This is a genomic window from Xanthobacter autotrophicus (genome assembly GCF_029991245.1).
GTDB classification, from domain to species: Bacteria; Pseudomonadota; Alphaproteobacteria; order Rhizobiales; family Xanthobacteraceae; genus Xanthobacter; species Xanthobacter autotrophicus_C.
In genome coordinates, this window is record NZ_JAIVFO010000010.1 from 25,914 (window position 1) to 48,189 (window position 22,276).

General features: G+C 66.5%; 24 protein-coding genes. 4 read left to right on the forward strand and 20 right to left on the reverse strand.

Annotation, left to right across the window (positions count from 1 at the left end; translation table 11 throughout):
• Positions 1 to 49: 49 nt before the first annotated feature.
• The 17 genes from K9U41_RS03620 to K9U41_RS03700 all read right to left on the reverse strand — a co-directional run bounded on the left by K9U41_RS03620 (position 50) and on the right by K9U41_RS03700 (position 15,533).
• Entirely contained in the window at positions 50 to 487 is a 438-nt protein-coding gene (locus K9U41_RS03620; protein ID WP_282639500.1) for a terminase small subunit, read from the reverse strand.
• Positions 488 to 605: 118 nt separating this feature from the next.
• The gene (locus K9U41_RS03625) at positions 606 to 3,806 is read right to left on the reverse strand and encodes a hypothetical protein (RefSeq protein ID WP_282639501.1); all 3,201 of its coding nucleotides are present in this window, start codon (positions 3,804 to 3,806) and stop codon (positions 606 to 608) included.
• An 8-nt stretch (positions 3,807 to 3,814) separates the two neighbouring features.
• Positions 3,815 to 6,010 (reverse strand): hypothetical protein, encoded by a 2,196-nt coding sequence (locus K9U41_RS03630; RefSeq protein WP_282639502.1) that lies wholly within the window; start codon positions 6,008 to 6,010, stop codon positions 3,815 to 3,817.
• Between the two features lie 2 nt (positions 6,011 to 6,012).
• A complete protein-coding gene (locus K9U41_RS03635; protein ID WP_282639503.1) occupies positions 6,013 to 6,990 on the reverse strand; it encodes a tail fiber domain-containing protein in 978 nt (325 codons plus the stop codon).
• A 4-nt stretch (positions 6,991 to 6,994) separates the two neighbouring features.
• On the reverse strand, positions 6,995 to 7,180 hold the full coding sequence (locus K9U41_RS03640) for a ribbon-helix-helix protein, CopG family (RefSeq protein WP_282639504.1): 186 nt from the start codon (positions 7,178 to 7,180) through the stop codon (positions 6,995 to 6,997).
• Between the two features lie 93 nt (positions 7,181 to 7,273).
• Positions 7,274 to 7,684: a hypothetical protein gene (locus tag K9U41_RS03645; protein WP_282639505.1), complete on the reverse strand. Its 411-nt coding sequence runs from the start codon at positions 7,682 to 7,684 to the stop codon at positions 7,274 to 7,276.
• A gap of 120 nt (positions 7,685 to 7,804) precedes the next feature.
• Positions 7,805 to 8,878, reverse strand: a complete 1,074-nt coding sequence (locus K9U41_RS03650) for a winged helix-turn-helix domain-containing protein (protein ID WP_282639506.1) — start codon at positions 8,876 to 8,878, stop codon at positions 7,805 to 7,807.
• Positions 8,878 to 9,231, reverse strand: coding sequence for a hypothetical protein (locus K9U41_RS03655; RefSeq protein ID WP_282639507.1), 354 nt, complete (start codon positions 9,229 to 9,231; stop codon positions 8,878 to 8,880). Before K9U41_RS03655 ends, K9U41_RS03650 begins: the two co-directional genes overlap by 1 nt.
• A 150-nt stretch (positions 9,232 to 9,381) precedes the next feature.
• Positions 9,382 to 11,703, reverse strand: a complete 2,322-nt coding sequence (locus K9U41_RS03660; RefSeq protein WP_282639508.1) for a YfjI family protein — start codon at positions 11,701 to 11,703, stop codon at positions 9,382 to 9,384.
• On the reverse strand, positions 11,700 to 11,963 hold the full coding sequence (locus K9U41_RS03665; RefSeq protein ID WP_282639509.1) for a hypothetical protein: 264 nt from the start codon (positions 11,961 to 11,963) through the stop codon (positions 11,700 to 11,702). Before K9U41_RS03665 ends, K9U41_RS03660 begins: the two co-directional genes overlap by 4 nt.
• Positions 11,960 to 12,262, reverse strand: coding sequence for a hypothetical protein (locus K9U41_RS03670; protein WP_149576387.1), 303 nt, complete (start codon positions 12,260 to 12,262; stop codon positions 11,960 to 11,962). The genes K9U41_RS03665 and K9U41_RS03670 overlap by 4 nt, the downstream gene beginning before the upstream one ends.
• A 272-nt stretch (positions 12,263 to 12,534) precedes the next feature.
• Positions 12,535 to 12,786, reverse strand: a complete 252-nt coding sequence (locus K9U41_RS03675; protein ID WP_232847451.1) for a helix-turn-helix domain-containing protein — start codon at positions 12,784 to 12,786, stop codon at positions 12,535 to 12,537.
• 111 nt (positions 12,787 to 12,897) lie between these two features.
• Positions 12,898 to 13,491, reverse strand: a complete 594-nt coding sequence (locus tag K9U41_RS03680) for a hypothetical protein (protein ID WP_282639510.1) — start codon at positions 13,489 to 13,491, stop codon at positions 12,898 to 12,900.
• Positions 13,488 to 13,916, reverse strand: coding sequence for a hypothetical protein (locus K9U41_RS03685; RefSeq protein ID WP_282639511.1), 429 nt, complete (start codon positions 13,914 to 13,916; stop codon positions 13,488 to 13,490). Before K9U41_RS03685 ends, K9U41_RS03680 begins: the two co-directional genes overlap by 4 nt.
• Positions 13,909 to 14,655: a twin-arginine translocation signal domain-containing protein gene (locus K9U41_RS03690; protein ID WP_282639512.1), complete on the reverse strand. Its 747-nt coding sequence runs from the start codon at positions 14,653 to 14,655 to the stop codon at positions 13,909 to 13,911. The genes K9U41_RS03685 and K9U41_RS03690 overlap by 8 nt, the downstream gene beginning before the upstream one ends.
• 57 nt (positions 14,656 to 14,712) lie before the next feature.
• Positions 14,713 to 14,919 carry a hypothetical protein gene (locus tag K9U41_RS03695; protein WP_282639513.1) on the reverse strand — a complete coding sequence of 69 codons (207 nt, stop codon included), beginning with the start codon at positions 14,917 to 14,919 and terminating at the stop codon, positions 14,713 to 14,715.
• 26 nt (positions 14,920 to 14,945) lie between these two features.
• Complete coding sequence (locus K9U41_RS03700) at positions 14,946 to 15,533, reverse strand: hypothetical protein (protein ID WP_282639514.1); 588 nt, start codon at positions 15,531 to 15,533, stop codon at positions 14,946 to 14,948.
• Between the two features lie 103 nt (positions 15,534 to 15,636).
• Here K9U41_RS03700 and K9U41_RS03705 point away from each other — a divergent pair, with 103 nt between their 5' ends.
• From K9U41_RS03705 to K9U41_RS03715, 3 genes are all read left to right on the forward strand, one after another.
• A complete protein-coding gene (locus tag K9U41_RS03705; protein WP_282639515.1) occupies positions 15,637 to 15,879 on the forward strand; it encodes a helix-turn-helix transcriptional regulator in 243 nt (80 codons plus the stop codon).
• 4 nt (positions 15,880 to 15,883) lie between these two features.
• Positions 15,884 to 16,366: a hypothetical protein gene (locus K9U41_RS03710; protein WP_282639516.1), complete on the forward strand. Its 483-nt coding sequence runs from the start codon at positions 15,884 to 15,886 to the stop codon at positions 16,364 to 16,366.
• Between the two features lie 260 nt (positions 16,367 to 16,626).
• Positions 16,627 to 17,232 carry a hypothetical protein gene (locus tag K9U41_RS03715; RefSeq protein ID WP_282639517.1) on the forward strand — a complete coding sequence of 202 codons (606 nt, stop codon included), beginning with the start codon at positions 16,627 to 16,629 and terminating at the stop codon, positions 17,230 to 17,232.
• A gap of 338 nt (positions 17,233 to 17,570) precedes the next feature.
• Here K9U41_RS03715 and K9U41_RS03720 read toward each other — a convergent pair whose 3' ends face one another.
• Both K9U41_RS03720 and K9U41_RS03725 read right to left on the reverse strand, forming a co-directional pair.
• Entirely contained in the window at positions 17,571 to 18,329 is a 759-nt protein-coding gene (locus tag K9U41_RS03720) for a hypothetical protein (RefSeq protein WP_282639518.1), read from the reverse strand.
• A gap of 85 nt (positions 18,330 to 18,414) precedes the next feature.
• Positions 18,415 to 19,653, reverse strand: coding sequence for a tyrosine-type recombinase/integrase (locus K9U41_RS03725; protein ID WP_282639519.1), 1,239 nt, complete (start codon positions 19,651 to 19,653; stop codon positions 18,415 to 18,417).
• A gap of 487 nt (positions 19,654 to 20,140) precedes the next feature.
• Here K9U41_RS03725 and serA point away from each other — a divergent pair, with 487 nt between their 5' ends.
• On the forward strand, positions 20,141 to 21,409 hold the full coding sequence (gene serA / locus K9U41_RS03730) for a phosphoglycerate dehydrogenase (protein WP_282639520.1): 1,269 nt from the start codon (positions 20,141 to 20,143) through the stop codon (positions 21,407 to 21,409).
• Here the strand turns inward: serA and K9U41_RS03735 are convergent.
• Positions 21,406 to 21,663, reverse strand: a complete 258-nt coding sequence (locus tag K9U41_RS03735) for a hypothetical protein (protein WP_282639521.1) — start codon at positions 21,661 to 21,663, stop codon at positions 21,406 to 21,408. The two genes, serA and K9U41_RS03735, sit on opposite strands and share 4 nt — an antisense overlap.
• Between the last annotated feature and the right edge of the window lie 613 nt (positions 21,664 to 22,276).

Consider the following 22,276-nt stretch of genomic DNA (forward strand, 5'->3'; position numbering starts at 1 on the left):
CGCGCTGCCGCCCTGGGCCATTTCGAGGGCGAACCGCTCCCACCGTCCACTAGGAAGCCCTGTCCCAGCCCTCCCCATACTCCGCTGCCCATTCCTCGTCCGACATGGGCTTGTCGGTGATCGTGTGGGTGACGCTCACGCTCTCGCTCTTGTCCACCACCAGCCCGTTCAGTTTCGCAACGTCCATCCAGGCGGCGCGGGCCACCGAGAGCCCCGGCGCTCCGCCTTCCTCCTCGGCAGCCGCGGCGATGCGCTTCAGGTGCTCGGTCACATCTGCCAGGGTGATTTCCGCGCGCTCTGCCCCGCGCTGCTGGATTTCAGCGACGCGGGGCTGAACCTTGACATTTCTTGACAGCCTTGAGGCCGCTTCCTGCATGCTCTTGCTGCTGCCGGAATACCCCGCCTCCACGTACGCCTCAGCTGCGCTCTTGCCCTTGGTAAGCTCCTGCGCGAACCGCTCGCGGCGGCCGTTGTGTAGTGAGGCCACCGTCATCCCCTGAATCCATCGGCGGCAAATATCCCTGCGCACCACCCCGAAAGCGTTGCGCCGCAAAGCCTCATGAGGGGTGATTCCACCGCCAGGCCACCGCCCCTCCGGAGCGCTTTCACGCCATTCCCATCACGCCGCTGGTAATCCCCACGGGGCGGCGGCGAGCCATCTCCCGCGCGACCTTCTCCACCCCCGGCGAATAGGTGTGGACCGGGATGCCCCGGCTCAGCAGGGCCTCGGCGACGGCCCGACGGGAAGGAGGAGCGCCATCCAGGCCGCTCCGGCGCTCTGGCGCGGCGGGCGCGAGAATGGGACGGGGCGGCCGATCCACTCCGAATATGTCACCCATCTTCCCGCGGCCCTGCGGCGGTGGGGCATTCGATCCCGGCAGCAGTGACGCCCGGATGTAGGCCTGAGCGAGGGAGAGGGCTTCCTGTGGCGTCGGGGCGTCCGACACCTTCGCCAGCAGCGCCCGCGCCCGACCCGGGTTCAACATCGCGTCCTTCACGATGTCGTCCACACTGGCGAGCCCAGCCTGTCGCATCGCCTCGATGATGCGCCCGAGGTGAGCCCCGCCACCGGCGCCTACTGCGGCCCCAAGGCCACCACTGGCCATGCTGCCGGCCGCAGCGCCAGCGCTGGCGAGCCCGCCGGGAGACAGCAGGCGGGACAGCCAGCTTTCGCCACCCGAAGCATTGCCCACCGCGAGAAGGTCCTGAACGGTGTTCGACCGGCCGGGAAGCTTCGCGGTTCGGTTCGACCGGCTCAGGTCCTCGGCGATGGCGGCGAGCGTCCTGACTTCATCATCGCCGAACACCTGCCGAAGCGCCGAGGCGGAGAGCTTGACGAACTCCTGGAACCGGTCCGAGCGGATCAGCTTCTCCTGGCTGGTGGCGGCTTCCGTGTTCCCGATGAACCGCAGATTGATGTAGTCGGCCACGGCCTTCCTTAGGCCCTGCCGCGCTTCCTCGCTGCCGGCGGTCTCGCGGGCCAGGCGGCCCATCTGCTGCATGGCATCCTGCCGGGAGAAGATGCCGCCGATGGTCCGCGTCACGTCCGCCGGGTCGTCCAGATTGAGCAGGCGGGCCACGGCGCCCTGTTCGAAGGCATCAAGCTGGGCTTTCCGTTCGGCCGCGAGCCGCGCCATGGTCTCGGAAGCCGCCACCGGGTCGGCCAGCATGCGGTCCACCTCGGGCACAGCCCGGAGTGCATCGGCGTGCTTCTGCCGCCACGCCTGCACCTTGGCCGGGTCCAGGGTGCCGTCCAGCGGGCTTTCCGCCGCCTTGCGCATGGTGCTGATGGCATAGTCGCGGATCTGCGGCAGGGCTTCAGGCGCGGCATTGCGCAGCGCCTGCATGGCCTCGTAGCCGCGCGGGCCGGGCAGGAAGAAGCGGCCGGGGACCACAGAGGCTTCCGTCTGGAACGGCCCGGAGGCGCCCGAGCGCCTGGTGACGGCGCCCACCCGGCCGCTATCGAAGGTCTGCGCCCGCTGCTGAGTGGCCGCAGAAGCCGCCTTCAGTCGGCCGGCGGCTCCTTCGTCGAAGTTGGGGATGAGGTCGTCGAAGAGGCCAGGGCTTTGTACGCCTTGATCTCGCGGAGGATTTCCAGATCGCCCGCCGCGCGGAAATCCCGCTCCATCTGCTGTAGAGCTAAAGGTCGCTCCGCCGGAGGCAACTCCTCCAGCACCTTGCGCACTGTCTCTCCGGGCTTCCGACCAGACATTCGTCCAATTCCGCAACCGAGCTTCCATTGCGGCGTCTTCGGACATCGCACCGGCCTGCACCGCCTGCTGTTCCATTGCAGCCTTGGACGCCACCGCGTTCTCGATATCGCGTTCGATGGCGCCGCGCAGCTGCGACAGGCGGGAATATACGCGGGTCTGGCCGTTCGTGGAAAGCTCCTGACGTAGCGCCTCCGACACCCGGCTGCGCAGCGCCGTCATCTCGCGGAATGGCACCACGTCGGGATACTGCAAGGCCGTGCCGATGGTGGCGGCTTCCTCTCCGGCCAGCGGTGCCGCCGACTTCTCCAATCCCTTCACGATGGACCGGGCCGCCTCGCGGGTGCCGGTGCCATGCAGGTTCAAGTCGCCGTTCGGGTCCACGGCCTGCCACAGGGCGCGCTCGCGCTCCTTGGCGACGCCGCGGGCATCCATGATGTTCTGCCGGATGCCGGTGCCGTAGCCCTCGGGTGTGCCCTCGCCGCCGAGCCGGCCCGCTGCCTCACGCGCCGCGTTCGTGGCGCCGGTGACGGCCTGCCCCGTGGCTTCGTCCAGCGCCGCGAGGTTCTGGCGCAGCGCCGTCACCACTTGTTCGGGCGCGCCCTGCGGCTGGATGCCCCGAAGAGCACCGACGCGGGCCGCGTTCTGGTCCGCCTGGCGTTCGAGGAAGGCGGCCGGGAAGCGACTGTCGCTCGCCCGCTCCAGCACGCCAAGGCCCATGTCGCCGGTCAACTGGAAGGTGGTCGGCTCGGAGCCCGCCACCAGATTGCGGGGCATGGCACCCGGCTCGGTGGGCATGCCCACCGCCTTCGAGGCATTGGCCGCATCGATGGCCTCCCGCGCGGCATAGGGATCGCTCGCCGCGTCCCACAGCCGCCGGCCGGCCGCAGCCTCCTGCGTCGCCGGATCGGACAAGCGAAAGTCGCGCCACGCCTGCGGAAGCTGGGCAGCGCCCCGGCCCGCCGCGATGGCGCCGGCACCAACCGCACCGCCCACGAGATTGCCCGCCGTCTCGGCGAGGGGCTTCCACGGCTCGGGCACCACCTGGCCGGCCATTTGGCCACCGACACCCGCCGCGGCGCCCACTGCCGCATTGGTGGCGACATCGCCCACGGAGGCAGAACGGCCGAAGATGGAGCCGAGCATGTTCATGGCGCCTTCGCCCACGACGCCGGCCCGGTTCAGCGTGCCCAAGGCGGCCTCCGGGGCGATCATGCCGCCGACACCAGCGCCGGCCGCGCGGGCCAGCTTCTCCTCGGTGCTGGTGGCCTGCACCTTGGCGGGATCGTTCACGCCCGCCGCCTCACCGGCACCGGCCAGCCACCGGCTGGAGCCGGGAAGGTTGCTGCGCGCCTGCGGCAGCTCGGCGCCGGTCACGGCGTTGATGCCCTGCACGCCCTTGTTGGTGAGCCACGTCGCGGCATCTACCGGCGCGCCGAGGGTCGAATAGATGGCGTCGTTGAGGCCGGCCGTGGCGTTGTTCCAGAGGCCGCCGGGGGCGGGCTGGGCCGGCTGCTGCGGCCGGCTCGGGATCAGGTCATCGAACAGGCCAGCGCCGGCCTGCTGTGGCTGCGCGGGAATCAGATCGTCGAACATGCCCATGGTCAAAGCCCCGCCGGATCGATGCCGTTTTGCCGAAGACGCTGGATCACCGCATCACGCGGCGCGCCACGCGAGATGGCGTCTCTTGCTTGCGCGAGTGGATCGCCGACCCCGCTCGCCCCTTGAGGCGCCCCCATCGAGGGATTGCTCGGGCCACCGCCAGGAGCGTTGTTCGGCTGAAGCGAAGGCGCAGCCGCCGGAGGGGCTCCGCCCGGTGCACCGAATCCCTGCCCGACGCCCGGCACCATGGCTCCCTGCGCCCGGAGCTTGGCAAGGCCGGTGATGAGCGCGTCTTTGAACTCGCCGAGCGCCGCCTTGTAGTCGTCCACACTCTGCGCGGCGCTGAGGCGGGCCATGGCCTGTTCGGCCTTCAGCCCTTCCACTTCCGTGATGGCGCCACCGCCCTTCAGCATCCCATAACCCTGGAGGAACACCCCGCCGCGAAGCTGATCCATCTTGGCCTGCACGCGGGCAGCGTCGGCGGTGAGGTTGGGCATGCGGGACGCCAAGGGGCCGAGCATGTCCGGCAGCTTGGGATCATTCGCCAGTGCGTCGATGTGCTGGCCGATCTGCGCTGCCATCCCTTCGGCTCCGGGCAACTGGGCTTGCGCCTGGCCCGCCGCCTTTCCAACCTCCTGAGCCGCCGCGGCGCCGGCCACGTTCTTCTGGACAGTCGTGATGGGCTGGCGCGTCTGCGGATCCAGAAACACGTAATGGGTTCCCGCATCGATCTTGATCGGATCCTTGGCGATACTCACGCCCGCCGGGAGCTTGGGCTGGATCGGCGAGCCGTCCTTCCCGAGTTGGATGATGGCAGGGTTGCCCTGGGCATCGACGCCCCACACCGGGTTGAGGCCGTATTCGCCAGCCCCTTCCGGGCGCTTGTCAGGGCCGCGAGCAACCACATTCCCGGTGCCGTCATAGCGCACCTGCCCCTGCCCGAGGGTGAAAGGCTCGGCGGCCTGCTTCTGCGCCGCAAGCTGCTGCTGAAGAAGCGCCTGTGCCACCGCGCGCTGGCCGGGGGGGAGCCACGGGTTTCCCACCGCCTCCATGAGGACCGGAAGAGGCACGCTGCGCATGAGGTTCGCCGCACCGGGAGAGGGCTGCGGCGCCGGCTGTGCAGCCATGGCCTGAGCAACCTGCTGCATGCCGGGCGTCGGGCGCGCCGGGAGCGGATCGGCGCCCGGCACGGGCACGATGGGCGCGCCAGAGGGCGGCATGAAGGTGGGGTCTGCGCTCGCCACCTGCACCGGAGCGGCCGCCGGCTGGGCGCCACCCTGAAGACGGCTCGCCCACGCTTGGTCAGGCCCCTCGATGCCGAAGCGCTCGCCGCCGTAGGCCGCGACCTGCGGACCGGAGTTGAAGCCCACCGAGCCGGAGGCGTTGCCCGTGGCGTATTGCCCGACGTTGGACCCGCCAAGAACGGTTTTCACCATATCGCCATAGCGGCCGGTGATCTGGGGATCAGTCGAGAACTGCGCCACGCGCTGATGCGTGATGGCTGGGAAATAGCTCCCGGACATGGTCTCGGCGAGGGTCTGGTTGCGCGCGGCGGCGCGGTTCAACATGCTTTCCATGAAAGCCTGCTGCGCCTGCGGCCCCTGGCTTCCCACCTCGGCATGCGTGAACGCCGCGAGGCGGGCCGCGACGGCGGGGTCTTGCAGTTCTTGAGCATAACGGGAGCGCGCCTCTGCAAGGCCCGGAATGGTACCGGCTGCGGGCTGGTTTGGTGACTGTACTGCCGGGGCCGGCGCTCCGGAGCCTGGGTCGAGGGATGCCACCTGCGTCATGGCATCGGCCACCCTGCGCACGCCGGGAGAGGGGCCGGTCGGCGGCGTAGGGGCGGCCTGCGCCGGGGGCGTCGAAGCCGGTGCAGCCGTTGCTGGAGCCGCGCCGGCTGACGGAGGAGAAGCAGCGGCCGGCGCGCCAGTGAGCGCGTCCACGATGGGTTGCCACTTCTCCTGCGCCGCAGCGCGGGCCGTGCGCTCCGCCTCGTTCGTGTCGCGACGTTCCAGACCTCCACGAACGGCCTTTCCGAGCCGCGCCACCCCCTGCGCCCAATGCTGAACCGGAGAATAATCGCTCCCCTGCGCCATGAGGGCATCGGCAATCTCGCGGCGCCGGGCGATTTCCTCCGGAGTGAGCTGCGCGCCACCCGATCCCCAGACGAATGGCTCAGGAGTTTGAGAAAGCGCCATCGTCAGGCCTCCACCGCCTTGGCATAATCCACGGCCTTGAAGCCGCCGACCTCGTGAACCGCGTCCGGACGAACAGCTTCGACCTCATCGGCCATGACGCCGATCTCAACCGGCCCGCCCCACACATAGCGGTAGGCGTAGACGGGCAGGCCGTTGCCGAGGGTGCCGACACGGCGAACATCGCGCTTCAGCCGAGGATCGGAATACTTCGTGACGCCGGCGCCAAGGATGTCGCCGCCCAGCCCGAATAGGCCGCCCATCATGGCATTGTTCGAAGCAACCTGCTGATTGTACTGGTTCTGCACCTGGCCAGCGTAATCCACGCCAGCCACCTGCGTCTGCGGGGTGTTCACATAGTTCGGGGCTGCGATCTGCGAGCCGGTGAGCAGGGCGTTCAGCTCGTTGAGGGAGCTGTTGCGCTCGGTCGAGAGTTCCTGGTCCGCGAGCTGCCGGCCATTAAGCAGAAGCGAGTTGTAGGCGTCGTTCCGACCCTGGCTGAAGCTCGCCATCTCGCGGTTCCAGGCGTCGGAGCCCGCCTGAATTCCGGAGTTCGCCAGCCGCGCGCGCAGCGCTTCTTCGTTCTGCGCGAACTGGGGGTCAAGGCGCTTGGAGCCCAGCTCGTAAAGCCGGGCCTCGGTCTCCTCATTCCCGAGCTTGAAGGGATTGCTCAGGGCGGACTGGGCATTCGCCGACAGCATCGATGCCGTCGATGCCATGTTGCCCTGCGCCTGCTTGGAGGAATCGTAGATGCCCTGGTTCACGTCGGAGAGCTTCTGCGTGGCCGTGTACTCGGGCACGGTCTGCGTCCGGCCGAAGCCGTCCACATAGGTCCGCGTCCCGGTCTGGTCGTAGGTGAGGCTGTAGTCCGGCGTGGACTGGTTGACCATGTTGGTGGCCTGCTGCTGATTGGCCGTGCTGGTGTTCATGGCCTGCTGCGTCAGCGCAGTCTGCATCGGGTCCGGGGCCTCGGGCTGGTTCATCTGGTCACCTGCTCTTTCGGGTACGGGGAGCCTGCGGCGGCTTCACGCCGGTACGCTCGATGTGCTGGGCGATGGCGCGGCGGGCGAATTCGCTTTGCGTCAGGTTCTTGCGAGCGGCCGCCTCGGTGATGGCCGCCATGAACTCGCCAGAGCAGCGTAAATTGAAAACTTCAGTGTTTCGCGTCGCCATGTTGGCCTCCGATTGCTTTATTGTACTACGGAGACACGAAATCTGATATGGATGACTGCATTTCAAATAGATGTCAGGACACGTCTAGACGGTTCATTGCAGAATATTTCCGAATTGTTTATTCGAAGGCCCATCTTCAGCCTCCACCATCCGGCGCCAGTGCTCGGCCTGGTGCTGGTGCGTCGCGCACAGCCCCATCAGGTCGACGTTTCGCTGCAGCAGGTCGTTCACCGCCCCTTCGAGGCTATCCGCCCGCCGGATCATGCCGTGCCGCTCGGTGTTCAACTCGTCCACCATCTGGCGCAGTCCCTCCACCTGCGCGCCGAGGTCCAGGGCGGCGGCCTGATACAGGTCGGCCAGCGCCGCGCGGTTCTTCAACCGCTGCCTGGCACGGCGCCGGCGCTCGGCGCGGGCTGAAGGCTTCGGCGTCCCATGGCGGATGCTGGCCCAGTCCGCGACTGTGCGCAGGAGCGTGGCGAAAAGTGAAATGCGGGTGCCCTGCATCGTGGATTCTCCAAGGTGGCAGATGTCATCATTTGTCATGGTCGCAGCTCGCGAAATACGGGCCGCGAACCTGTCATTTGCTGTCATCATGGGATGACGGTGGGATGTTCTCATTTGTTCTCATCCGACCGATCCCGAATGTTCACATTTGTTGGCTTTGGAAGCCGCCGCAGAAGCCTGCCGCCGATGGGTGTTCACCGTCTGCGGCGACACCCCGGCCCGCCGGGCAATCTCCCGGTCGGAAAGCTCGGGATACTCCCGCAGCCAGGCGAGCACGTCGGCCCTCTTGTCCGCGTTGGTGCGGCGAATAGCGGGCTGCGGAACGGAAGCGGCCTGAGAACCGTTGGCGGCGTTGCTTTCCGGCCCGGCGGGCGGCACCTGAGCATTTGCCCGCAGGAAGGCGAAGTCGGCTTCCAGCCGCTCGAGGAACGGCTCCTCGCGTTGGGTGGGATCGACATAGGTCCGCTCGTAGACATACCGCTTCCAGTCGAACCGAGCCTGCACATCGTCCCATGTCGCCGCCGGCCTGCCAGTCTCCAGCTCGTCTTCGAGCAGCGTGACGCGGCAATTCACTTCGCGGTAGGGGTTCCATTCGCCGGACCTGCAGAACAGTCCGCGATCCCACCGAAGCTGATCCCATTCCTTCACCTCGGCGAGGGCTTCGACGAGCGTAATGGGCCACGGATAGGCGCCCATGACTGCCGCGCGGATTGCCGGCGTGATGCCCTTCGCGTTCCAGAAGTCGCTGGCCACGCCGTCCAGGGTTTTGGCAAAGCGGTGCACCGTGCCGGTATCGTCGGTCCAGTGATCCCAGGTCGCTAACGGCGCGATGGCGGCGTCCAGCAGCGCCTCGCGCTCGGTGCGGGCGAACAGGGCGGCTTCCGAGCCATAGACGGCCAGCACTTCAGCGCGGCGCCGCGCATCGCGGGCATTCCGCTCCGCCCGCTTGGCCGCCTCCCGCGCCTTGTAGCCGGGCTCCTTCGCTTCCATCCATTCGTCGAAGCCGTCGAAGAAGCTCCGGGGCTTCGGCTGTGCCGGCGTGTCCAACTTGGAGAGCGCGACTTCCAGCGTCATGCCGGCGGCCTTGGCGATGGCCTGGGCGCGGGAGCGGGCGGCAGCCCGTTCGCCCTCGGTCGCGCCACCGGTCATCAGGCCGCGGACCTTGCGGAGCTTCTCGATATCGAGCGTCGCCATCAGGGCCTCGCAATGGTGGTGGAGGCGGGAAGCGCCGAGCGCATCAGCTCCGCGACACGTGCTGCCTGCTGCTGCCGGAAGGTCGCGTGACACGCGCTACGGCAAAGCCACAGGTTGACCCATTGTTTTGGGGTGAGGATGGGAAGAAGGGGTGGACCCTCGCGGCCCGTCCCGCCGCACACGAGGCATTTCAGCGGGTCGTTCTGGTGCGGCACCAGCCGGGGGTCGTTCCTGAGCGCGGCCGCGACCATCGCCACGGCACGACGCTCGGCTTCCGCGTGGGCCAGTCCCGCCGCGTTCATCAGGCGCGCAACCGTCCGCGCATGCAGGGCGGCAACCTCATCGAGAGGCACCGGGAATTTTACGTTTCCGCAGGTACCCCCTGCTACGTTTGCTACGTTTGCTACGGTTTGAGGTATTTCAGTATTGAGTGTAGCAACTGTAGCAACTGTAGCAGGGGGCACCCGCGTTTTCGCGCATTTGAATGGAGCCCATCCCATGGCTTACGCCTCCCCCACTGCGATGAGCATGCGGGGCCGGCTGGATGTCTCCCGCACCCATCCGTGCTTCATCAGAATGGAGACAATGCGCTCCAAAGTTTCCTTGGTCCGGATCGGGCCGGGGCCATGTTGCAGGATGTACCGAAACGCCATCGGTTCCCGCTCCGCGCCATCCGCCCGCATCCAGTCCAGCAGGCGCTGCGCCATCAGCAGGTCGGGGTTCGTGCGCCCCGCCGCGTGAAGCCTCAGCGCTTCCCCGACATAGAAGTCCATCAGGCCAATGGCGCAATCCATTGCCTCCGGACCGATTTCCTCGGCATCAAGGTTCGCATAGGCCGTGAGCACCCCGGCAATCCTGGCCGCGTGCTCCGCCGCCTTCGCGGCGAAGTCCTGGATGCCGCGGAATTCGTCATCACCCCGCAGCGCCTGTTCGACATGGTTGAAGAACTGGCGCCACCGGGTGGCGGCCTCGGCGGATATCTCCAGCGTGGCCGGCGTCAGCTCGTTGCGCGTGCCATCGGCGAGCGGCGGCCGCTTCTCCAGAATGGTGAGGATGCGGGCGCCATAGCTGCGGATGGCGGCGTCATCCTCGGGGGCCGTCTCGCGATAAAGGCGGGTGCCGGCAATGCTGGCCGGAGCCGCCACCAGCACCCGCGACAGAAGCCCCTGGTCGCGCAGCACCGGATCGGCAAGGAAGGTGGCGGCAGCGTGGGGTTGCACCATGACGTGGAGCGCCAGCCGCCGACCGGGCAGGATGGAAACGCCGTCGCCGGCCCGGATGCGCTTCACCGGCTTGCCGTCCCACAGCTCGGACAGCATGGCGGCCGTGCGCAGCCGGTTGTCTTCCGACATGCCGTGCGACCCGGTGAACACCCCGCCTTCCGCCGTGAACACCCCGAGCGCCGCATGCGCCCACGGCCAGTTCTTCGTCAGCCCGTCCGGCGTCAGGTCCCCGGTGACGATGAAGGGGGCAAGGGGGCGCTCCGGCTCGGCGCCGAGCATGGAAAGCGCATGCTTGCGGTCCGCATGGGCCAGCTTCTTGTTCGTCTCGATATGCCGCTTCTCGGCGCTCCATGCCGTGTGGTCGATCCGGTATTGCTCCATCGCCGCGATGTGCGTTTCGCGCAGGTTGCTTTCATGCCGGTACACCGGCCACAGGGCCTCATTGTCCGCGGAGGTTTTCCGATCGCCGGAGGCGGCTACGGTGACGAAGTCGCAGGAGAGCGGGCGCACCTGGCCGAAGGGCAAGCGAACATCGCAATGCGCCTGCACGGCGAGGCTGGCGGCGGCGAGAACCGACTGTGCGGCGATGGCATCGGGCACCTGCACCTTGCGGGCGATAGCGCGGGCCGCCTCCGCCAGCGGCCCGAGGGCGTCCATGGGATAGAGCTCGGGCGCTGCGAGCGGCGGGAACAGAGGAAGCGGACTATCCTTCGGCGCCGGCTTGGCCCCCTTCAATGCGGCTTCGATGTGCGCCCACGGCATGCCGGCGGGGATAGGGTCCGCAAGGTCCCATTTGGGCGGCAGCCCGGCCGGAAGCGCCACAATGCGCACGCTCGCGGCGCCGGCATCGGCGGCGAGGTCGGCCACGGCCTGCGCATAGGCTGCGCCGGCTTCGTCATTATCCGGCCAGATGGTGACGCTGCGCCCGGCGAGCGGGCTCCAGTCCGACCTGGCCGCGGCCTGCGATCCACCGGCGGAGGTGACCACCACATAGTCGGCGAGCTGCTGTGCCGCCCTGTCGGCAGTCCGCTCGCCTTCCACCACCAGCACCGGGGCGGCCGGGCGGGCGGCGAGAGCGGGCAGGCCGTAGAGGATGCGGTTTTCAGGCACGGCCTTGTTGCGCCACTCGCTCCGTCCGCCCGGTCCTTCGCACAGGGCGAAGGGGCGAATTTCTTTCCCCCCGCCTTCCGCGTCGAAGCGCGCCACAAGGAAGTGCAGGGCGCCGCTGGCATCGACATATTGCCAGGCGCCGCTGGGGCGATAGCCAACCGGACACCCGCGCTCGATCATCTCCGGGGTCAATTCCGGCGCATCCTCCGGGACCGGAACGATGGGGCGCCAGCTCTCCACCGGCTGGTGGTGCTCTCGTGGCGTCGGCACGAAGCTGCCATCGCCGAAGCCGGCGCGCCCCTTCACGTAATCGCGCGCTTCGCGGAAGTCGTCTCCCGCAAAGCTGTTCACGACGAAGCCGTCCGGGGCAGTGGAATCCACCATGACGGAAAGCGAGCGGTCCTTGCGGGAGTGACCCGGACCGGGGGCGACAACATGATTGCCGCGCGCCTCGCCCCCGAGGGCGTGAGCCAAGGCCTTGGGGTCGATCATTCTGCGGCTCCATTGCCATCTGCGGCGCAGATGACATCCAGGATTTCGGCGGGCGGTGGGTATTCGGCGGAGTAGAGGCGGCCGGCGAGGGCAACGGCCTCATCCTTCGTCGGGAAATAGGTGCGGCTCACCGGGTAGGTGCCGCGGCGCTGGAGGACGGACCAGCCGTCCTCCTCCATCACCACCGTGACCGACGCGCCGATGAAGGCGCGGCGAGCGGAGCGGATTGCGCGAACCGGAAGGAAGGCGATGCGGCTCACGAGACACCCCCGTCGCCCATCTCGGTGATGATCGGAGCGCCGAAGGCCTGGTGCTGGGGATCGCGATTGATCCGCAGCGCCGTCGTCAACGCCCCGCCGAAGCTCGCGTGCTCATCTTCCAACCAGCCGCCGCTATCTCGCTCGTGGTCCACCACAAGGCACTGGAAATGCGTGAGGCTGTCGGGGATCACATAGATGCGGTAGCGGTGCTGGCGCTCTTCCTTGATCTGGATCCACCCACCCGGATGGGGGGTGACAACGCGGCGAACGCGACCGGGATTGGAGATGCGAGCTGCCATCACTGCACCTCGCGACCAAGGCCAGCGGCCTGCGCGTGAGCCAAGGCGACGCTGAACGGAATACCAAGGTTCGATGCGAGGCGATGGGCGATTAGGTGAAGGGGAGACGGGATGGCACTGGCCGGCTTCGCGCTGCTGGTGGGCGGCGGGCGCTTGCCCGTACGGCGGGCGCATGGTATAGAAGTGGACATAGAATTCTTCCTTGGCGGGAATGGATTTCGACGCGACATTCCGCACCCGGCGCCTTCAGCAAGCGTCGGGTGTTCGCGTTTTCAGGCGGCAGGCAGGCTGTGCAGCCAGGCATCGAGGTCGGTGCGCAGGACGAGGGTGCGCCGGCCGTACTTCTTCGCCTTCAGCTTGCCGTCGCGGATGGCCCGATTCACAGTGCTGAGGCTGACGCCCACCCGCTTCGCGACGCTCTTCGGGCCGAGCGCGTCATATTCCTTGGTATTGACCTCTGCCGCGGAAGCCTTCCCGCGTTCTCCATCGGTATGGGCGACGTTGTGCATTTGATCCTCGCTCATGACCGCCAGTGCTCTTGTGGAAGCGACCTGACTTGCCATGACGATGACTTAGTTTTTCTGCCCTGTCGGCCGGTAAAAGGATTGCAATTGGTCTGTAATTCGAGAGCGGAATTAGAAGCCTTTTGCCGGCCTTTTAGAAACCTTCGCAGAGCCGTTGATTCCACTGGGTTTGCCGCGCTGTTCCGCCCCCGGCACCCACACCCCCACGACGCGCCCCACCAGCTTCTCGGCGGCGTGTTCCGTGGTGAAGGGGCCTTCGCTGGTGCCGATGTGCCCGGAGCGCAGCACGGCGGCGTACTCGGCCGGATCCTCCGGCGGAATCCAGAAGCACGCGGACCACATGGGCGCCGGCTCGTACCCCTCTTCGCGTGGAAGAGACAGGGAGAGCCAGCCACGGTCCGGTCGGTAGTAGCTCGGCCGGCTTCGCATCAGGCACAGATCAAAGGCCAGCCCGCTCTCCACCCGCGGGTCGGTGAAGGAAATCAGGAACAGCTCGCCCTCGGCCGGTTGATGGTCCGCAAGATCGACCACGGCGAACTCGCCGCGGCGCAGGTGCGGATAGAAGGCGTCATCCGGGACGGGAAACGTCATGTGGCCCGGCGGCAGCGTCGGGAACATCATCAGGGCGCGCAGCTCGGGCTGGTGCTCGAAAGGGATGGTGCGGGCCTTCGGAGCGGGACGGCCGGCAGAGGTGCGGCGGGTCATGCTGCGGCTCCCTTCGCGGCGAAGGCACGCAGGGTCGTCATGATGCCCTGGAACTCTGCCTCTTCGATCATCACCCCGCCGAAGCAATCCTTGCCGGTCAGGTGATCGATATATGCAGCGACACCGGCGGCGGTGGTCGGGACGGTATCGATCACGCCCCAGAGGCCGGCGAAGTCACGGTCGTGCGCGGCACCAACGGCGGCTTCGATTTCTGGAGCATCGTACTTGCCGCCGGCCAGCTCGTGGATGGTGAAGCGGTCCAGGGCGACTTTCAGGCCGGCAATGACCTCCTGATGAGCCGCGATGGCGGCGAAGACAGGATCGGGCTCCAGGGTAGAACCGGCACCGGGCATAGTTAGCAGAGCGGCGCCGGTGATGGCAGCGCCTTTCAGCAAGGCACGACGGGTGGGGCTGGGCTCAGACATGAGCGCCTCCCTGGCCGAGGAGGCGAAGGGTGTCGGCAAGAACGCTGGCCGTCAGCCGGACGCTCGTCACCTCGTCTTCATCATCAATCTGCTCCTTGATCGCGGCTGCATGGGAGCTGTCGGGATAGCACCAGTCCAGCGCACGCAGCTTCACAGCCAAGCCGGCCGGCGTCCGCGCCGGTTCGGCGACGATCCGGTCGCAAAGCGCGCTGATCGCGTCTGTCACACGGTCGTGTTCTTCATCGCATGCTGTCTCGCCGATTGCCCGCTCAGTTTCGCGGCCTGCGGTGTCCCACCGCTCCAGGGCCGCGAGCACTTGCGCCACCTCGGACTGCTGCTGAAGGGTCGGCGAATTCCATGTCGCGCCGTAAGCGCGCAACCAGTCGTACAGGTGATAGTTAACCCAAAAGCGGCCGCCCTTCTCCTCGAGAAGGCGCTTGCCGCCTCGCTGGTAGGCGAGCAATTTCGGCTCCGGCGCGGGGCGCGTCTGCTCAGTCAGCGCGTCGAGGCGCTTGCCTTCGGCGGCAAGCCCGCGCTCGCGTTCCCACAGGGTTTCAAGCTCGCGGCCCATGGCGAGGAGCGCGGCATCGGCCTGCTCTGCGGCTTCCGCCTTCGGGAGGACGGCCACCGGCACCGCGAGCGCGGCGACAGTTCCGAGGGCGCCGCCGGCTTTGAGGAAGGCCCGGCGGGTGGGTTCAGGCATAGGGGCGGCGTTTGCCGCCGCGGTGGGCTTCGGCATTGGTGTTCTCCGGTGGTGTTGGAAGAGGTCAGAGGGGCGGAGCCGCCGCCCCGACGGTCAGGCGGCCTTGCGGCAGTTGCGCTGGGGCGGAACGAACTCGGCGGCGGCGCGCTCGTAGCGCTCCACGTGGCGCTCCAGCTCATCGCGGCTGTCGCACATGCCGGCGAAGGTCATGATGTCGATGCGGGCGTTGGCCGGGTGGTTCTGCGCCGTCGTGAGGCGGACCATCAGGTCCGGGCACTGGCGCCAGATGGGAAGCGGCATAGACGTTCCTCCTGCTGGTGGCGGGATCAGGCGATGCGGGACAGGCGAAGGGTTTCGTCGGCGGCGCGCACCTTGGCGAGCGCGGCGGGGAAGTCCTCCCACGATGCGAAGGCGGTGCGCGCCCGCTCGGCGAGGGCGGCGTCGTCGGTGGTGAAGGTGAGCGCGCCGGCCGGCCCGGTGAGGCGTCCAAACTGGACACCGTTGCGCTTCAGAGCGAAGCCATCGCCGTCGCGCTTGGCAGAGTAGGTGGCCGCGATGCCGGCGGCGGCCTTCTCATCGCGCACGATCAATTCGAGGGCGTTGAGCCTCTGGAGGTCGGCGCTGCGCTTGCGGGCGGCGTAGGCGTCGCGGGGCTCGGGTGCGTTCCGATAGCTCGCCGCCGTGATGCGGGCGGCATTCAGGGCGCATTCCGCACGGCGGATGACCTCGGCGCGGTGGGAGCCGCGCGGCACCGACACGTAGCGCTGCAACACCTCCCACGGCGTCACCGGGGCGTTGCGGGCCTCTTCCCATGCCTGCCGCAGGTGGTTCGCGAAGGTGGGCCGGCTATAGGGCGCCATGGACTGCCGCAGGAGCGACCAGGCGCGGCGCATGATCTGGGAGAGGTTGGGCATGGTGGGCGCCTTCGATTGGGTGCCAACGCCATTAATCTGGCGTTAGTACCTAAACGCTTATCCCATGTTGCTGTCAACCAGAAAGTTAGGTATCACACCTAACATGACCTTGAGCATCGGAAATCAGCTTCGCGCCGCGCGCGCCCTAGCGGGCGTCGAGCAGAAATGGCTCGCCGAAAAGTCGGGGGTGAGCATCAACACGATCCGAAACATGGAGGCACGGGGTGCCGAGCCAATCACAAGCGGCGCCGTGACGGTTCGCAAGGTACAGATCGCCCTCGAGGGAGTCGGCGTCGAGTTCCTGAACCATGGACAGCCAGGCGTCAGGCTGCGCAAGGCGGATTGAGCCCATGGCATCGCGACGCGACAGCGACGAAGCCTATGTGATCGGCCTGTGCGACCGCATCCTCGGATTGAAGGCGCAGCGACAATGGCGCTTCCCGTTCCTCCTGGGCGATCCGGGTCGGAGCGGTAGGTGCGTCCGCCTGCCGGTGGATGCCTTCTATCCCGAGCTTGGCCTTGTGGTGGAATATCACGAGCGCCAGCATGATGAGCCGGTGCCGTTCTTTGACCGCCGGATTACCGCCGCCGGCATTTCGCGCGGCGAGCAGCGTCGGATTTATGACGAGCGGCGGCGCACCGTCCTGCCAGAGCAAGGGTTGAGGCTCGCGGTGATCTGCTGTTCGGACCTTGCGCACAATGGCGCGAGGCGACTTCTACGGGACGCCGAGCGCGATCAGCGTGCCATCCGTGCCCCCCTGGAAGCTGCCGGCGTTCTATTCATCGAGCAGAACGGCAACGGGCCTGGGGTGCGGCTAAGGGACAGAAAATAGAGGGGGCCGGTCTATCCGGGGGTTTTGGCAATAGCCTCACGGGCGGCCTGCACATCAAGTGCATTGGCTTTCGGGGGAGAAACGCCGTCGCGCAGCCCTCGCAACTCATAGAGCAGTTCTGCAAGCGTGCGCCTGATGCTGGTATCATCAAACCGTCAGAGGGTTTTGTTAGGCGTTCTAAGCACCGGAGTGGCTACACGTGTCTTCTGCTCCGTGTTAAACTTGGCTGTCGGATCCTGATAGCTCGAGAGGGGTGGGGCATGAGGAAAGTCGCTACGATCTTAACGGCAATATCATTTATTTTCGCTGCAAATAGCTCGCCATCGATAGCACAAAGCACCAGCGATATAATTTTATTTCAGAAAAGAATCAATCCAGTTCAGAGCCCAGCGACTATTTTTGATGAAGTAGGTGATGGTATTGCAAATCCGGTCTCCGGGCCCCTCGTGTTATTTGCCATGGTATATTTTGGGGCGCCTCTATGGGTGGTTGGCGGGCTAGGAGGACTTGGCTCGCAATCGACATTTTTAAGAAAAGGCGAAGAGTCATACCAGTCTATTCACATGCCTTCAGGGTATGTTTTCTGCGCCGCACGATTTAATTTAACTTCAATCGTTCCGCGGTCCGGAAAAAGAGCTTCAGTCGTGGGAGTTGGCGGCGAACCCGGCGGAGCTAGCGTTTATACTTGGACCCCTCGTCGTAAATCCCATGAAGGCAGATCGTGGGTTGACTTGAAAATAGATATTGCTGCCGTGAAATCAGATCATTTTGAGCAATATAGAGATAAATGCAATACAGGGTATAAGCGTCTTATTTCCTGCAAAGGCGATAAATGCGACGCCCCTCAAGGCCAGTGGCTAAAATAGCAACTACGGACCAATCTTTTAAGGTGCGTTAGCCTGAGCGCCTTCGCGAGTGGGTCTTCGAGATTGTCGATCGCACTGCGCAGAAGCCATAGGTTCTGCCCCGGCAAGATTAAGCGGCGCAGCTTGTTAACGTTGTAGCTGCTGCGCTGCCCCCTGCTATACTTGTTACAGTTGCTACGCTCAATACCGCGCTACCTCAAACCGTAGCAAACGTAGCAAGTGTAGCAGGGGGTACCTGCGGAACACGATTTTTGAGGAGCCATCTCCAGGTCGCCCGGATATGGCGCGGCGGGTGCTCGTAGTCCTGAGGTCTGGCCTCGTCCGCCGGCCGCCACGCGTCACTTTCCAGAGACGGGAGGCTTGTTGCCGGCGAGGGCCAATTTGACGTGCTCCCGGATCGCGCTTCCTGAGATTTTCTCGTCGCACCATTCGCCCATGTGCTTTTCAACATCGGCCTGGATGAGTTGCCCGCCCCCTTCCGCGGAAAACCGCCTCACCTCGGCATAGAAGGGCGGCCAGTCGTGGACGACTGGCCTGCCCCGCTTGCCCGGCCTCAGGGCGAGCGCGCTCTGGCCTTCGGCCCCCACCTCATCATCGCCTGTGGTCGGTGCTTCACTCGGGGGTGCCCCGACCCCTCGCCCGTCGCCAGATGGCTCGGACCCCTTGGCGAAGGCCTTCACCAGCATGTCGGCGCTCACGAGGATCTGGCGCAGCAGCGTCTTCCCGTCCTGACTTCTCGCGCACCATGGGTCGGGGGCTTCGGAGAATTTCACCAGCTTCCATACCCGAGGCGGGATCATCGACCGCCTGCCGCCATCCCGTTCAGCCTCGGCCAGGACCCGGTCTTCCTGCAGGGCCTTTAAAAGACCGGCCTCTGCTTTTTCCAGAGACATCACCGGGGCAGGCCCATCAACGCCTCTCTTCGCAAAAGCATAGGTCAACGACAGCCAACTAGACGACTTGCCCGAGCATTTTCGTGCCTCTTCGAGGTCATGGAAAAGGATCCAGCCAATGGCCTCGGGAATCGACAGCCATTCCCCGCCCTGCGGATTGCCGGCATCCGCCTGCTGATCTGTTCCGTGCTCTCGATTGTCCACAGCGCGCACCGCCTCCGCACCAGATGGCGCGTGGGGCACCGAGGGTGCGCTCTCGGCTTTCGGCTGGCCGGCCTAGCCCCACGCTTCACGATGCCCCGTCCAGATTGGACAGGGCAATTTCTATCCCTGCGCCTGGTACCACGTTGGCGCCATCTCCACCGCCCACGAACGACGCCCAAGCGTCCATCAGCTTCCGGCGCTTCTCAAGCGCGTCAGCCCGGCGATAGGCGCGCTCGGTCGCGTCGCCCACCGTATGCGCCAATGCAGCCTCGGCTACCTCGCGAGGAAATGCCGTCTCTTCGCCGGCCCAATCGCGAAAGGAGCTGCGGAAGCCGTGAACCGTCACCTCCGACTTGAGGCGGCGCATCTGCATATCCAGCGCCATCACCGACAACGGCTTGCCTGGCTTCCCGCCGGGGAAAAGGAACGCGGTGCCCTCCGGCCTCGGCTGGAGGGCCTTCGCCCGTTCGAGAACGTCCAGCGCTGCGCCGGTGAGGGGCACGCGGTGGACCTTTCCGGCCTTCATGCGCGCCGCCGGCACGGTCCACACATTGGCTTCAAGGTCGATTTCGGCCCACGTTGCGCCGCGGACCTCGCCGGTACGTGCGGCCGCCAGGATCAGGAATTCAAGGGCGAGCGACGTGGAGCCGGAGAGGGCCTGCAGGCGCTTCACGAAAGCGGGCACGTCCGAATAGGGCATGGCCGCATGGTGACCGCGCTGGAGCTTCTGACGCTTGGGCAGAAGGGCGTCGAGATGACCGCGCCAGCGGGCCGGGTTTTCGCCGGAGCGCAAGCCTTTCGCCTTCGCTGCGTCCAGCACCCGTTCGATGCGACCGCGAAGGCGGGAAGCCGTCTCCTGCTTCGTCTGCCAGAGCGGCTTCAGAACCGCGAGTACGTCCTCGGTGGAGATGTCCGCAACCGACTTGCCCCGGAGCGCCGCCGCATAGTCCTTCAGCGTCATGCGCCATTGCTCGATATGCTTTTCATTCCGGAAGCCGGAAGCGATGTCATCCACTAGGGCATCGGCCGCCTCGCCGAAGGTGGGGATGACTTGTTCGCTGCGCCGGATGGAAAGCGGGCTGATGCCCTCGGCGAGCTGGGCGCGTGCCGCATCCGCCAGCTCACGGGCGCGGGCCAGCGACACGTCGCGGGCCGAGCCCAGCCCCATCTCAAGCTGCCGCCCGTCCCACCGGTAGAGGAAGATCCACCGCCTTCCGCCGTTCGCCGAGATGGACAGATAGAGGTTGCCGCCATCCGCATGCCGGCCCGGCTTCGTGAGCGCCGCAACCGTCCGCGCGGTCAGCCTCTTGGTTTCGCGTCCCATGCCTGCCCCAGCGCTGCCCTAGCATCTGCCCCAGCGCGCAACTGACATTTCCAGACACTTAGTGAACCGTCAAGGCTTGGTCACCTCGGAGAAGACCATATCCGCAATGGGTTGATGCCATGATCTGACCCGTCCAGACTACAAGGTAGTTCGGACTCCGTCTCCGCCATTTCATTCCGCCAAGCCGTTGACGGTTCAGCCAATTTATCCGGCCGCAACGGGTCGCAACAGGCGGTTCGCGCTCCTGTCATGCCGTCCGGCGGCCCCGGAGCCGCGCAGGGCGAAGGGCCCCGCAGGGGCGGTGTCCGCGGGGCGCAAGGCCGAAGTGTCGCAGCGACGGGGGGCACCGGCCCGCGGCAAAAAGCGCTAAATATCCGCCAACCCTGAGGATCGCTGCCGAAATTGCCGGCAGCATTGAGCTGCGCCGCGCGTCCTGTTACGCGGTCGTCGGCCCAGGCCTCATCCATTGCTGAAGGACGCCGCGATCGTGCACGACAGCCCATCTCCCACGCCGCACCTCTCCCTGTCCAAGGACAAGATCAAGGTGCTGCTCCTCGAAGGCGTGAACGACAGCGCGGTGGAGCTGCTGACCGTTGCCGGCTACACCAACCTCGTCCGCCTGCCCAAGGCGCTCGACGGCGAGGCGCTGAAGGAAGCCATCAAGGGTGTCCACATCCTCGGCATCCGCTCGCGCACGCAGATCACGCCCGAGGTGCTGGAGGCGGCGGACCGGCTGATCGCCATCGGCTGCTTCAGCGTCGGCACCAACCAGGTGGACCTCGACGCCTCCCGCGTGCACGGCGTGCCGGTCTTCAACGCGCCTTTCTCCAACACCCGCAGCGTCGCCGAACTGGTGATCGGCGAGATCGTGATGCTGCTGCGCCGCATCCCCACCCGCTCCCACGCCGCGCATGAGGGCCGCTGGGACAAGTCGGCCACCAACAGCGTGGAGGTGCGCGGCAAGACGCTCGGCATCGTCGGCTACGGCAATATCGGCTCGCAGCTCTCCATCCTCGCCGAGGCCATGGGCCTCAAGGTGATCTTCTACGATCACACCGACAAGCTGCGCCACGGCCAGGCCGAGCCGGTGGCCACCCTCAACGCTTTGCTCGCCCAGAGCGATATCGTGAGCCTGCACGTGCCCGAGACGGCGGCGACCCACGGCATGATCGGACGCGCCGAGATCGCCGCCATGAAGCCGGGCGCCTACCTCATCAACAACAGCCGCGGCACGGTGGTGGACCTCGACGCCCTCGCCGAGGCGCTGAAGGACGGCCGCCTGCGCGGCGCGGCGGTGGACGTGTTCCCGGTGGAGCCGGGCTCCAACAACGAGCGCTTCGTCTCACCCCTCCAGGGCCTCGACAACGTGATCCTGACGCCGCACATCGGCGGTTCCACCGAGGAGGCGCAGGAGCGCATCGGCGCCGAAGTCGCGCGCAAGCTCGTGGACTACTCGGACGCCGGCTCCACCATGGGCGCGGTGAATTTCCCGCAGGTGCAACTGCCGGCCCGCCCGACGGGGACCCGCTTCATCCAGATTCACCGCAACCTGCCGGGCATGCTGGGGCGGCTCAACGAAGTGCTGGCGCGCCACTCCGTCAACATCGCCGCGCAGTATCTGGAGACCTACGCGGACGTGGGCTACGTGGTTCTGGATGCCGATGCCTCCACCGCCGACAGCCAGGGCGTGCTCGCCGACATCCGGGCGATCGAAGGGACGATCCGCGCCCGCCTGCTTTACGAACACAAGATCTAGAGCAATTCCAGCAAAAGTGCGAAGCGGTTTGGGTCCGGAATTGCGATGAAACAAAGGTTTAGAGCATGTCCGGCAAACCGGTGTTTGCCGAACATGCTCCAGAGCATTTTCCCTTCGCCTTGGCTCACGGCAATCGCTCTAGAGTCTTGTATTGACGCGTTTTCTTTACGCGAACCGGTATCCACTTCGCTCGAAAACGCTCCAGAGCGCGATTCGATCGGTGAATCGTCCTCTCGATTCAAGAACGAGAACACGCCGGTCGCCCCAGCCGCCGGGCGCGGGGCGCCGCCGCGTCCTGGGTCGGACTGAAGGGAAGCCCGCTGCGCCCCGGGCGCCGGCAGGTCTTCTTCCCTCGCAGGTCTTCTTCCCTCGCCGGAGCCCGATGGGTCCGGGGTGGGGCGCGGGGCCGTCCCCGCATCTGGCGATCGCCCCGGCGGTGCGCCGAATGACCATTCCCTTGCCTGTTCTCCCCAGCGGACCGTGGCCGCCGCGACGCGAATCTTCGGTGATCCCTTGCGCGCGCGCCCGGAGGTTTGCAGGAGGCAGCACGGCGCGTGCCGGCATTGGGATCGCGGGCCGGCAAGCCGGCATTCCCCGGCACCGGGCATTCCCTAGGGACAAGGCGAATCGACCGCATCGCCGGGGTCGCCAGCGTCGCCGGACAGCGGCTTCCGCTCCGGCCTGCTCCCCGGGGAGCATCTGTTTACCTGCAGACGGGACGGTAAAAAGATGCTGATTCTCCGGACGGACCGCCTGATCAGGCCGCATCCAACCCCAAGTGAGAGTCATGCACCGCAGCGCTTCGCGGCGAAAATGGCACACTTTTCGGAGGTCCAGATTCCGCCACAGGTGAGACCTGACGGCCCA